Raw genomic sequence first — 12,576 nt, forward strand, 5'->3', positions numbered from 1 at the left:
TCGATTCGATGAAAGAAACCGTTTTAGGGATAATAGCCGAATACAACCCCTTCCATAATGGACATCTCTACCACATAAACAAAGCCCTGGAGATCACGAAGGCAAGCTGCATCGTCGTTTCACTCTCGTCCAATTTTGTCCAGAGAGGAAAACCCTCAATAGTGGACAAATGGGAGCGCGCAAAGATGGCTTTGACGCAGGGCGCAAACCTGGTAATAGAAATTCCCTCGGCCTTCTCATGCCACAACGCGGGCATCTTTTGTTCTGCCGGAGTCGATCTGCTTGCCGGCACGGGCATGGTCACGCATATCTCCTTTGGAATGGAAGAAACGTCCTTCCATTCACTTAAAGGAACCATCGATATATTAATCGAGGAACCCCTTTCTTTCAAGAAAAAACTTCGTAATTACCTAAATAAGGGCTACTCCTTCGCAGAAGCTCGCTCGCGAGCCTTGGACGAACTTATACCGGGCGCAGGAGGGCTGCTTTCATGCTCGAACAACATCTTGGCCGTAGGTTATATGATGAGGATCGCCCAAAAAAAGTATCCCTTGATTCCCGTACCCGTAAAAAGGATAGGCAAAGGATATCTGGACGAGGCGTTGTCAGATATAGCAAGCGCGACAGCGATAAGGGAAGCGATCAGAGCAAAAGGCATCGAAGAGATCCTTCCTTTCGTTCCCAATGAGACCTTTTCGATCTTGAAAAAGGCCACGAAAGAAGGAAGATGCGCCATAAACGACGACTTGCTATTTAAGGTAGTGGTGACCTCCTGCCTGAGGGACTCGCCGGGCAAGCTCGCAAATTATGCGGAAGTTAGTGAGGGCATCGAAAATAGGATCATTAAGGCCGTCAAGGAGGCACATAGCTGGCAAGAACTGATCGACATGATAGCTACCAAAAGATATCCAAAGTCTCGGGTACAACGCCACTTAATGCATATTCTGCTTTCCTATGATCACTGGACCAACAAGGCGGTTCAAAGGCTATCAGTCCCCTACATTCGAATTTTAGGCTTCGACGATAAAGGGCGTAGGCTTCTAAAAAAAATGAAAACCGAAGCTAAACTCCCGGTCTTGAGTAGATTCAAAACCCTACCGTCACCTTACGGCGAAACCATAATGGCTTTAGAGTATAGGGCCTCGGAACTTTGGGAAATGCTTTGTTCAAATCCTCAAAGAAGAAAGGAAATCCGCCAAAAGCCCGTCGTCACATGAGATCTTTTGGGGGAAACCTTTCCCTTAGCCTCCTGTACACCCCTGGAGGTACCATTCCCTGGATTGAGCCTCCGAACTGAAAGACCTCCTTTACGGCACTGCTTGAAAGGTAGGAATATTGAGCATCCGTCACGATGAATATTGTCTCAATCTCGGGTGCCAGCTCACGGTTCATGAGGGCCATCTGGAATTCGTATTCAAAATCGGACAACGCCCTCATTCCCCTCACAATAACACGACAACGTTCCCGCCTCATAAAATCCACCAAAAGGCCTTCAAAGCTTTTAACCCTAACGTTGGTAACATGGCTCAAAGCTTCACGAGCCATGGTTTTTCTCTCTTCAACGGTAAATGTAGATCTCTTTTGAGGATTGATCAATACGGCCAATATTAACTCGTCAAACAAAGCGGCCGCCCTTTCAGCGACATATAAGTGTCCGTTGGTGATGGGATCAAAAGAACCGGGATAAACGGCTTTGAGCAAGACTATTCCACCTCCGCTCGGCGTCCTACATCCAACTTAAATAAGGACAATACCGTATCTCCATAAGATCTTTCCTTAAGCAGCTTCCAGGCCTTGCAATGCAAGGGCAATTTTTCCCTCCTTGATCGCTCAAACACCAACAACGCATCGTGCATCAAAAGAGCTTCATATTTGGCTAAAAGCAACAACAGCCTTTTTATCCAACCATGTTCGTAAGGTGGGTCGGCAAAGATTAAAGAAAATTTATATCCTCGCTTTGAAAGGCTCGGCAAGGCTCGCCTCACGTCCATGCAGAAAACCTCAAAGCTCTCTTTGTCCTCAGCCAATCTTCGCAGTTCGGTACATAACATGCGGTCGCTTTCGACTGCCACGACAGGCCTTGCGCCCCTTTTCCACGCCTCTTCAGCAATTTGCCCGCTGCCTGAAAAAAGATCCAAAAAGGCTTTTCCTTCTATATCACCTATTATGTTAAAAAGGGCCAAAAGAACCTTGTTAGAAGTCTTTCTCAAAGTGTTTTGATCTCCCTAACAATTTACAAGGGTTGACCTTCTTATTTAAGACCCGTACTGCCAAAACCTCCGGCACCTCGACTCGTTTCGCTTAGATCGTGCACTTCTTCGAATTCGGCCCTCGAAACGGCCGAGACCACCAATTGCGCGATACGATCGCCTATCTTGACCTCGAAGGGTTTTTTGCCCAAGTTTATCAAGATCACGCCTACCTCTCCTCTGTAGTCGGCATCGATGGTACCGGGAGCGTTCAATACGGTTACGCCGTGTTTTAAGGCAAGACCGCTGCGAGGTCTTATCTGGGCCTCGAAGCCAGAAGGAATTTCAAGGTAAAGCCCTGTCCCCACAACAGCCCAACAACCGGGCTCGAGACGTTTTCCCTCGGCTGCCCTCAAGTCAACACCGGAAGATGAAGGAGTCATATAAGCAGGAATGTCGAATTCTAAGGCATTGCCCTTTCTGAGGATTTTCACCTTTACTTGATTAACTTTCATGGTTACTCCCTTTTCGGTCTGGGGCGACGGCCTCTTTCTGTCTCCCTCTTCTTTGGCAAATTCTTGTTCAAAGAAGAATCCCTCTTTTTTTCTTCCTCTAAAAAGGCTAACATCTCGGGGCTCAAGGGGAAATCGTCCGGCCTTTCCAAGATCTTTCTCCTGCTCAAATTTACTCGACCGAGCTCGTCGATCTCCTTGACCACCACCAAAACAGGGTCACCCACCTTGAAAAAGTCCTCAATCTTCGGCACATGAGCGGAGCTGACCTCGCTTATGTGAAGCAGTCCTTCTTTACCCGGAAGCAATTCGACGAAGGCCCCGAAGTTCACCAACCTCGTCACCTTGCCGATGTACACCTCTCCGGGCTCAACTTCCTTCGTCAAGGACTTAATTATGGACATGGCCTCATTTGCTGCAGCTTCGGATGAAGCAGCAATGTATGCAATGCCCTCGTCTTCAATATCGATCTTGACGCCCGTTTTTTGGACGATACTTCTGATCGTCTTGCCGCCTGGCCCTATGACGTCTCTGATCTTTTCGGGATCAATGTTCATCGTATATATGCGCGGGGCATATTCAGACAGCTCATCTCTTGGCCGCTCGATGACACTGTCCATTATCTCCAAAATTTGAAGTCTTCCTCTTTTGGCTTGTCCTAAGGCTTGGACCAATATCTCCCTGGTAATCCCGCCCGCCTTATTATCCATCTGAAGCGCCGTAACGCCATCGCAGGTTCCAGCCACCTTAAAGTCCATATCGCCGTAATGATCCTCAAGTCCCTGAATATCGGTCAAGATGGCACATTTTTCTCCTTCTTTTATCAACCCCATGGCAATGCCGGCTACGCTTTTTTTGATTGGAACACCGGCATCCATGAGGGACATGGAAGCTCCACAAACACTGGCCATGGAACTTGAGCCGTTGGACTCCAAAATATCGGATACAACTCTTATTATGTAAGGAAACTCGGATTCAGACGGAATTAGAGGTTTCACCGCTCTCTCGGCAAGAGCTCCATGTCCGATCTCGCGCCTGCCGGGCCCACGCATGGGCCTAACCTCCCCCACGGAGAAGGGCGGAAAATTATAGTGCAACATGAAGCGCTTTGGCGGTTCATCCAGTTTGAGCCCGTCTAATATCTGTTCGTCCTCGCCAAACATTCCAAGCGTCGCAGCCACCAAAGCCTGCGTTTCGCCTCTGGTAAACACCGCAGAGCCATGAACTCTGGGCAAAAAGCTAACTTCACACGTGATGGACCTGAGTTCGTCCATGGCCCTACCATCTGCCCTCATTCCTTCGTCCAGTATGAGAGACCGCATTGCCTTTTTGACGAATTTCGTCACGACTTCAGAGATGTAACCCTCGTATTCAGGGTAGGTCTCCTTAAACTCCTCCCATGCTTTTTCTTCTATGGCCTTAATGGCATTGCTACGCTCTTTCTTGGCATGTATTTTAACGGCTTCGTATATTTCACCATAAAGCTTTGTCTCTACGAATTCCTCTATTTCCTGCACTTTTAACGGATCGGGCAATTCGTACTTGGCTTTTCCGACCTCTTCTTTTATTTTTAATTGAAAATCCACAAAGCGCTTAATTTCCTGTTGAGCCAACTCCAGAGCATCGATCAAGACCTCTTCCGAGACCTCGTTGGCGCCGCCTTCGACCATGGTAATTCCTTCCTTGTGGCCGGCCACCACCAGGTCGAGCTCGCTTCTTTGCATGTCTTCTTCCTGTGGGTTTACAGCTAGACGCCCGTCTATATATCCAATGCGAACCGCCCCAACCGGACCATTCCAAGGGATGTCAGAAATGACGAGTGCTATCGAAGCTGCGTTTATGGCCAAAATATCGGGGGGGTTAGCCTGATCCACCGATAATACTGTGGCGACAACGTGAACGTCATTTTTCATGTGTTCAGGAAATAGCGATCTTATTGACCTGTCTATGAGCCTGGCGCTAAGGATGGCCGCATCGGATGGCTTTCCCTCCCGCTTTATAAAACCACCCGGTATCTTTCCGGCAGCGTAGAAACGCTCTTCGTAATCCACGAGCAGCGGGAAAAAGTCCACATCTTCCCGTGGCGTATCTTCCATGCACGATGTAACCAAAACGGCCGTATCGCCGTGACGAGCATAAACAGCACCGTTAGCCTGTTTGGCAAGATACCCCGTCGAAAAGGCGAGCGCAGCCCCTCCTACCTCTATCTCAAAACGCATGCAATTTTCCCTCATTAAATTTTCCATCAAATTCTCCATCTTTAACGACGCAGTCCTAATTTTTCGATTAAGGTTTTGTACCTGTTAAAATCTTTCTCCTGTAAATATTTAAGGAGCTTTCTTCTTTTTCCTACCATTTTGAGGAGTCCTCTTCTTGAGTGAAAGTCCTTTTTATGGACCTTCAAATGCTCCGTCAGGTAGCGAATGCGATAAGTAAGAATAGCTACCTGCACTTCGGGCGAACCCGTGTCGGCGCTATGAATCCTGTACTCATCAATAATCTTCTGCTTCCACTCTTCCATCACACAATCACCTCGTCAAAAAAATCCCTTGACCAAGAAGGACGTTAACCGAACCACCTAGTCGAGGGTATGTGTCAATATTAACATCACAACTAAAGCGACGCAAGCACCTCTTGCTCTGTTAAATTCTGCTTTAATCTCTTCTGGCGCCTTCTTTTCTAACCTTCGCAGTTGGCTTCGGACAAACTAACACACGTCTGCGGGGTTCTTGCCCCACCGAACGCGTTTCTACGCCATCCATTGACTGCAACGTCATATGAACGATCCTTCGCTCCCAGTTTGACATGGGTTGAAGCCCTACGGGTTTATTTTTGCTAATTGCCTTTTTCGCAGCGGATGCAGCTATCCGCCTGATGCTTTCTTCCCGCCTATCGCGATAGCCATTGCTATCCAAGCGCACTCTAAAATTTACTCCAACGCTTCGATTGAGCATGAGGTTAACTAAGCGTTCCAAGGCCATCAAGGTTTCACCATATCTTCCGATGGCGATGCCCACATCGTCGCCGCTTATATTTATCGTGTGGTCATCCTTCAGGGACAAAGACACATTTAAATCCATCTTTTCCAACAACTCTGATAATATTTCTCTTGCCCTTAGCAAACCCAGAGAACATGCGGGCCTGGCTTCTACCTTCAAGCGCTTGCCCAAAATGCCAAAAAGTTTTTTTTCCTCCTCCAACAAGTTAACGATCACATCGCTTGGGCTTATTCCCCACTCCTGCGCAGCAATCATTTTCGCTTCCTCTAGCGAAGAAGCCTCAACGACAATAACTTCCTTTTTGCTCAAGGGATAATCGCCCCACCTTTCTTTAAATGTCCTTCGATTTTTCGGCCGATCGCGGTTTCTCCTTGTACAAGACGGGTTTGTTGGTCGCCTCATCAGAAGTTTTACGTTGCACCCATATCTGCTGCACCACGCCTATCAAGGAAGATACTCCCCAATAGAGCATGACGCCTCCGGGAAGATTGAGGCATATAAACATCATAAACAGAGGCATGAACCAACCCATAAAGGCCGCTTGCTCGCTAGCGGCAGCTCCGGCAGTTATCCTTTGTTGAAACCACATAACAAAGCCTATTCCGAGCCAAAGAAGCAGCGTTCCTCCATATACGCTGAAGTTCAAAAGACCTGCCGGGTTTGAAGAAATGGCATTTATGACTGTCGTTATGCCGACCTTAGGGGCCGTTGACCCTAAAGCTTGGCTTAACAGTGCCAAAAGAGAGTGTTCCAGCGATATGCCGAGGAAAAACTCATCTCCAAAATCGTAGTTCATTATCACCCTAAAAAGAAGGATCAAAATCGGCAACTGCACCAACAAGGGCAAGCAACCCGCGGCAGGATTAACCCCGTATTCCCTGTAAAGCTTCATTATCTCTTGGTTTAATTTTTGCTTGTCATCTTTATACTTTTCCTGCAAAGTAATAATACGAGGCTGAATCTGCTGCATTTTCTTCATGCTGACGAGCTGCTTGTGCGAGAGAGGGTACAGCAGCACTCTTATCAAGATGGTTAGAAGTATTATAGCTACTCCATAAGAATGACTGATACCATAAAAGAAGTTAAGCACTCCCAAAAGCAAATCAGTACCCAATTGCCACAAAGAACCCAATATTTTCACCTACCCTGTTTCTCGATCTGTTCCGGGAACGGGATCATATCCTCCCGGCTGCCATGGGCCACAACGACACAACCTCCTTGCGGCCAACCAGCCCCCTCGAATTATACCCCACCGTTCGACCGCTTCAATGGCGTATTGAGAACACGTCGGGTAATAACGACAGTTCCGCCCCAACAAGGGTGATATGAAATGCTGATAAAACTTGATCAAGCCTATCAGCATTTTTACAGATAAAGCAGATGCTTTACCCATTTTTTTCGTCCTTATTCTCCCATGGGGTAAAATCGATGCCTGGCCATTCTATCCGCATGAGGCCTTCTTGCTTACACAAACTTGCCATATCAAAATAGATCTCTCGCGCTCCCTTTGCCAAACCTGAAGTTGAGAGTAAAAATACTATCCAATATCCTTCTTTTAACCAGGGCAGGAGACGCCTCGCTGCTTCCTTGAGCATGCGTCTACCCCTGTTTCGCGCCCACGACTTGGCTTGTTTTTTTCCAACAGCAACGCCGATGCGAGTTTCCCCGTCAGGAGATGTAACATATAGCATCTTGACGTATTTACCGCGGGCCTTTTTGCCCTTACTAAACACATAATTAAACTCTTCCCTGCGACGCAACCTGGCTGATTTTGGATAACCAAAAGACATCGCCCTTAAACTGTCAACCTTTGACGTCCTTTGCGCCTCCTGTTGCGAAGAATGCGTCGGCCACTTGGAGAACTGGAACGAGCCAGAAACCCCATTTTGCGCTTGCGAGGCCTGACATGTGGTTGCAAGGTCCTCTTGGGCACGTACAGCACCTCCAATCTCGACACTAAGAAATTATACGAAACTTTACCAATAAAGGAGCCAGGATACTATATCATAAGCGGCGTTCAGGTAGCAACACCTTGTTTCGTGGGATCCAAGAAAAAAGGTTTTAAAGGACGAACCAAATCCCCATGCATAGGCCTATCAGCGAACCAACTATGCCGCCCCACATTTCGATCCAAAATAGATATCTATGTGCCAGCTTCTCTAGGTAAAGTTCGACGTCTCCTTCTTCCACCTCACCTAAGGATCTTTTGGCTAATTCCCCAAGGTCTATCTTTGTCAGCACCTTTTGAATAATCCTTTCAAAGATTTCCTTGAAAATATTTAACACTTCGTCTTCTTCCCATGATATCTTAGAAAGCATAGCAGCTACTTGTCTTTGAATTTCCTTAAGCCCCTCTTCTCCCTGCAAAAAATACCTCCATCTGTCCTTGACAAGGGAGACAATCCATCGGGTCAAATTCTCCACTCGAAACAAGCCCACCTTGGAGGCCAAGGAGAGAATAAAGTGGGATTGCTCGACCTCAATCAATCTTTCTCTTACCATTTGCTCAAATCCAGGGCTGTCAAAGAAATCGGTCAGAGGTTCCTCAAGAACCTTGAGCAACGCCCTCAGGTTGTCTTTTCTTAAATAAAGCCGCATTACCTCTCTTTGAAGTATCGGACTTACCGACTGAAAAAGGGTCTCGTCGCTAACGGCTTGCCTTAAAGCTTCGGGCGTAAGGAGCCTGTTTCTCACCTCTTCGGCAAAGGTATTTAGGATACGTTCCCTGTTTTTTTCTATGACACCGCTTCCCGGAACAGCTAGGCCAATTAAGGGAATATACATTTGATGAAAAAGCATCTTGACTGCCAATATGTTCGTAAATATTCCAACGCCCCCTGATACGCCCACGGCGCTTAGCAATTGACCCCACGGACATCCCCTTGTGCTCAAATAAATTCCCACTGCGGCGGCAATCACAAAGCAAGCGGACGTCAAGTTTTTTATGAAATCCAACACCTTGGCCTCTTTTTCACCATCATCGATATGAGTCATACTTCAACCCCCCAAGCTTGCACACACTTTTTAGAAAAAACGCGCCTTAGATAAAATGTATCGTCAAGGGCAAAAATGTTGCCTTGAGACATAAAACCATGGTAGAATGAGCAGCGCTTGAATAGGATCGACGGGGAGGTGAACAACAAAAGATGCCCAACACAAAGTCGGCAACCAAAAGGATACGCGTTGGAGAAAGAGACAGGATGTATAATCGCGCCTGGAAGACAAGGACCAAAACTGTCGTGAAGAAAGTCGCTGCGGCAGTCGAGGAGAAAAATTTAGACCTGGCAGTCCAGCTTTTCAACGAGGCTCAATCCGTCATCGATAAAGCAGTCATTAAGGGAGTCATACACAAAAACACAGCTGCTCGACGCAAAGCCAGGCTTGCCAGATTGATTGCCAACCTCAAGGAAACACCCGAGATAAAACCCCCCACTCAGGAAAACGACTGATGGGAAAAAGGAGGTTGGGTCCGGATCATCTCCAAAAGGATCAACTCCAGGCCCAACCAGCCTCTTCCCATCCCCGTTTTTTCTGCTCCCGACAGCAATGCCAAGGATGCAACAGCTTTCCAAAGAGTTTTTTTATCGTAAAGTTTCGCCGCCACTCGAGCCATCTTGCTTTGGTAAAACCTCGCACCCAAAGCATCCAAGGATTTTTCTCCGAAGGAAGCCAAGAAAGAAGCCAATCGAAGCCTGTTGTAGATGGCTGCAATGACCATCAGAAGTTCCGCACCTTTTTGTACTTGCTTTAGAGCAAGTATCACAGCTTTTTCGTCTTTAAAACACAGGCCATCCAAGAGACGAAACAGCGCGCGCGATCCTTCATCCTTTGACAATTCCTTTACGAGATCCAAAGTTACGGTCTTATTCTCAGCCAAGAGAAGCTTTTCGATCTCAGTAGCCATCTCTTCAGGATCTTCGATCCATTCATCGAGCAAAATGGCTGCTTCCTGTGTCATAGTCATGCCTTTTTCCGCCGCCATATCCGTGATCTGCTTGATGCGATCTTTTTTGCGGCGAGGCGGCTTCCTGGCCTGGATTAATGTCACCTTCTCCATCATTTTCCTTGGAAAGGCGTTGCACCTGTTTCCATATACAAGCAAAACCACGTTTAAGGCGCCCTTTCCTTCAAGCCAGCCCTCGAACTTGCTTGGGAATGGCCCTAAGGCCTCGGCATCGTCAACAAGATAAGCCAACCGGTCCATAAAAAGGCCCTGCGTAGAAGTCATGGCAAGAAGCTCATCCCATGTCATCGATCCGTCAAGCTTGCCCGCCAGTTCGTAACCACGGGCCTTTATCTTCTCCAGGACGTGCGCTACTACACTTCGTTGGTGAGGCGAGCCCAATTCCACCGCAACAAAATGAGGCACTAACGCTTCACCACCAGATTTATCAACTTGTCGGGTACCACTATGGTCTTTACCACCTCCAGCCCCTCGATCCTCCTTTGAACCTTCGGATCCTCAAATACCCTTCTCACCATCTCATCCTCGGACAACCCGGCAGGAAGGACAAGCCTTTCGCGAACCTTTCCATTTATCTGTACAACTATGGTGATCTCGTCTTCTTTTAATGCTTCCGGATCAACCTCGGGCCATGGCTGCTTTGCGACCATGCCTTTATGTCCCAACATCTCCCAAAGCTCCTCGCAAATGTGAGGCACGAAGGGAGAAAGACATACCACCAGAGTTTCTGCAGCCTCGCGCAAGAGGGACCAATCAGTCTCGTCCTTAGGCTCGTAGGAATTCATCTCATTGAATAGCTCCATAAACCTGGCAACTGCCGTGTTAAACTGCCTTTCTACTTCTATATCCCTGGTCACAAGTTCTATTGTCTTATGAATCCTTCGTTTTAAGTTTCTCTTATCGGGCTCAACCAATGAATCCATGGCAATGGGCGTCGGATCGGCATTGTTTAAGCTTTCAATGTTTTCCTCCATGTAACGCCATAGTCTCGACAAGAACCTATGTGCACCTTCAACGCCCTGATCGGACCACTCTAAGTCCTTGTCCGGTGGAGAGGCAAAAAGTATAAAAAGCCGTGCCGTATCGGCTCCATAGCGCTTGATTATTTCATCCGGGTCGACAACATTACCCCTGGACTTTGACATCTTTGCACCGTCTTTTATCACCATGCCCTGCGTGAGCAAATTAATGAAGGGCTCCCTGAAGTTAACTAATTCCATGTCAGCCAAAACCTTGGTGAAAAAGCGCGAGTATATTAAGTGCAGGCAGGCATGCTCAATGCCTCCTATGTACTGATCTACGGGCATCCAATAGTGCACCTCGTCATCAAAGGGTTTATCGTCGCACCAAGGAGAACAAAATCTCAAGAAATACCAAGACGAACATACGAAGGTATCAAGGGTATCGCTCTCCCTCCTGGCAGGCCCACCGCACTTGGGACATGTCGTATTGATCCATTCCTCTAAATGGGGCAAGGGACTGCTGCCCTCCTTGGGCATTTTAACATCAGTTGGAAGGATGACGGGAAGGTCTTCTTCAGGAATGGCCACGATGCCGCAGCGATCACAATAAACGACCGGAATGGGCGTTCCCCAATAACGCTGACGAGACACCAGCCAATCACGAAGCCTGTACTGAACTTCCTTTTTGCCAAAGCCATTTTCCTTGGCCCAGTTGGCCATCGCTTCTAGGGCTTCGCTGGTCGTGAGACCGTCGAACTGTCCTGAATTGCAGGACAAGCCTTCTTCCTCAAAGGCACGCGTCATATCTTCAATATCCCCGTCAACTGGTCGCACAACCCATATTATGGGGATGCCATACTTTTGAGCAAACTCGAAATCCCTCTGATCATGCGCAGGAACTCCCATCACCGCCCCCGTGCCGTACTCCATGAGGACATAATTAGCTATCCAAAGGGGAACAGATTTTCCATTAGCGGGGTTTATCGCGTAAAACCCGGTAAAAACGCCTTCCTTCTCCGTCTCTTGCAAGTGCGCAGATGTGGCGTTCATGTTTGTGACCCTTTGGACAAAGGATCCTACAGCATCCTTGTGGGGGCTCAAGGCCATGATCTTTGACACCAAAGGATGCTCCGGAGAAAGGGCGATATAGGTCACTCCAAATATGGTATCTACCCTGGTGGTGAATGTCTCGAGCGTTTCTTTTAGCTCGGGGACTTCAAATTTAAGCCTCACGCCCTCGGAGCGCCCTATCCAATTTCTTTGCATTATCTTGACATTTTCCGGCCACCCCGGAAGGTCGTCTAAGCTATCCAACAGCTCCTGGGCATATTTCGTCGTGGCAAAAAACCATTGCTCAAGCTTTCTTTTGGTTACCTCGCTCCCACATCTCCAGCAGTGACCGCCCTCAATGACTTGCTCGTTAGCAAGCACAGTCCGACAGCTGGGACACCAATTGATTGGAGATTCTGCCCTGTAAGCCAATCCTTTCTCGTAAAGTTTCAGGAAAAACCACTGATTCCAACGGTAGTAACTGGGGTGACAAGTAGTTATTCGCCTCCTCCAATCGTAGCTACATCCCATGTTCTTCAATTGCTCCGTCATCTTCTCGATGTTGTTCCACGTCCATTCGTAGGGATGCACTCCATACTTAATGGCAGCGTTTTCCGCAGGAAGGCCAAAGGCGTCAAATCCCATAGGATGAAGGACGTTGTATCCTCGCATCGTCAAGAACCTGGCCATCAGATCGCCGATGGAATAGTTTCTCAAATGACCCATATGCAAAGCCCCACTTGGGTATGGAAACATCTCTAAACAATAAAATTTAGGCTTACTCTCGTCGGGGTTAACGTAAAAGGTACCCTCACTTTCCCACTTTTCTTGCCATTTAGCTTCGATAGCAGCAAAATCGTAAGGCATATCTTCGACCTCCTCTACTGCGAAACTGAGCCC

General features: G+C 47.7%; 15 protein-coding genes. 2 read left to right on the top strand and 13 right to left on the bottom strand.

From position 1 onward, the window contains the following. Positions 1-8: 8 nt before the first annotated feature. Positions 9-1,217, top strand: coding sequence for a nucleotidyltransferase (locus tag AC5SXE_RS08020; RefSeq protein WP_493917124.1), 1,209 nt, complete (start codon positions 9-11; stop codon positions 1,215-1,217). Here the strand turns inward: AC5SXE_RS08020 and coaD are convergent. The 11 genes from coaD to AC5SXE_RS08075 form a co-directional block, all read right to left on the bottom strand. Further along, on the bottom strand, positions 1,210-1,701 hold the full coding sequence (gene coaD, locus AC5SXE_RS08025; protein WP_323721037.1) for a pantetheine-phosphate adenylyltransferase: 492 nt from the start codon (positions 1,699-1,701) through the stop codon (positions 1,210-1,212). The two genes, AC5SXE_RS08020 and coaD, sit on opposite strands and share 8 nt — an antisense overlap. Positions 1,702-1,703: 2 nt before the next feature. Then, positions 1,704-2,210 carry an RsmD family RNA methyltransferase gene (locus AC5SXE_RS08030; RefSeq protein WP_493917125.1) on the bottom strand — a complete coding sequence of 169 codons (507 nt, stop codon included), beginning with the start codon at positions 2,208-2,210 and terminating at the stop codon, positions 1,704-1,706. Positions 2,211-2,251: 41 nt separating this feature from the next. After that, positions 2,252-2,704, bottom strand: a complete 453-nt coding sequence (gene dut, locus AC5SXE_RS08035; protein ID WP_323721035.1) for a dUTP diphosphatase — start codon at positions 2,702-2,704, stop codon at positions 2,252-2,254. 2 nt (positions 2,705-2,706) lie between these two features. Next, positions 2,707-4,920, bottom strand: a complete 2,214-nt coding sequence (locus tag AC5SXE_RS08040; RefSeq protein ID WP_493917126.1) for a polyribonucleotide nucleotidyltransferase — start codon at positions 4,918-4,920, stop codon at positions 2,707-2,709. Between the two features lie 41 nt (positions 4,921-4,961). After that, on the bottom strand, positions 4,962-5,222 hold the full coding sequence (rpsO, locus tag AC5SXE_RS08045; protein WP_323721033.1) for a 30S ribosomal protein S15: 261 nt from the start codon (positions 5,220-5,222) through the stop codon (positions 4,962-4,964). A 133-nt stretch (positions 5,223-5,355) separates the two neighbouring features. Next, positions 5,356-6,009, bottom strand: coding sequence for an RNA-binding cell elongation regulator Jag/EloR (jag, locus tag AC5SXE_RS08050; RefSeq protein ID WP_323721032.1), 654 nt, complete (start codon positions 6,007-6,009; stop codon positions 5,356-5,358). A 22-nt stretch (positions 6,010-6,031) separates the two neighbouring features. Further along, the gene (locus AC5SXE_RS08055) at positions 6,032-6,832 is read right to left on the bottom strand and encodes a YidC/Oxa1 family membrane protein insertase (protein WP_493917127.1); all 801 of its coding nucleotides are present in this window, start codon (positions 6,830-6,832) and stop codon (positions 6,032-6,034) included. 9 nt (positions 6,833-6,841) lie between these two features. Then, positions 6,842-7,093, bottom strand: coding sequence for a membrane protein insertion efficiency factor YidD (gene yidD / locus AC5SXE_RS08060; RefSeq protein WP_310850074.1), 252 nt, complete (start codon positions 7,091-7,093; stop codon positions 6,842-6,844). Continuing rightward, complete coding sequence (rnpA, locus tag AC5SXE_RS08065; protein WP_323721030.1) at positions 7,086-7,490, bottom strand: ribonuclease P protein component; 405 nt, start codon at positions 7,488-7,490, stop codon at positions 7,086-7,088. Before rnpA ends, yidD begins: the two co-directional genes overlap by 8 nt. Before the next feature lie 5 nt (positions 7,491-7,495). Further along, a complete protein-coding gene (rpmH, locus tag AC5SXE_RS08070; protein WP_493917128.1) occupies positions 7,496-7,657 on the bottom strand; it encodes a 50S ribosomal protein L34 in 162 nt (53 codons plus the stop codon). 104 nt (positions 7,658-7,761) lie between these two features. Then, positions 7,762-8,694 carry a DUF445 domain-containing protein gene (locus tag AC5SXE_RS08075; protein ID WP_493917129.1) on the bottom strand — a complete coding sequence of 311 codons (933 nt, stop codon included), beginning with the start codon at positions 8,692-8,694 and terminating at the stop codon, positions 7,762-7,764. A 152-nt stretch (positions 8,695-8,846) separates the two neighbouring features. Between AC5SXE_RS08075 and rpsT the strand changes: the two genes are divergently transcribed. Continuing rightward, entirely contained in the window at positions 8,847-9,149 is a 303-nt protein-coding gene (gene rpsT, locus AC5SXE_RS08080; protein WP_323721028.1) for a 30S ribosomal protein S20, read from the top strand. Here rpsT and holA read toward each other — a convergent pair. Beyond that, positions 9,134-10,069, bottom strand: coding sequence for a DNA polymerase III subunit delta (gene holA, locus AC5SXE_RS08085; RefSeq protein ID WP_493917130.1), 936 nt, complete (start codon positions 10,067-10,069; stop codon positions 9,134-9,136). The two genes, rpsT and holA, sit on opposite strands and share 16 nt — an antisense overlap. Further along, positions 10,069-12,543 carry a leucine--tRNA ligase gene (gene leuS, locus AC5SXE_RS08090; RefSeq protein WP_493917131.1) on the bottom strand — a complete coding sequence of 825 codons (2,475 nt, stop codon included), beginning with the start codon at positions 12,541-12,543 and terminating at the stop codon, positions 10,069-10,071. Before leuS ends, holA begins: the two co-directional genes overlap by 1 nt. Positions 12,544-12,576: the final 33 nt, after the last annotated feature.

It is taken from the genome of Acetomicrobium sp., from assembly GCF_059026225.1.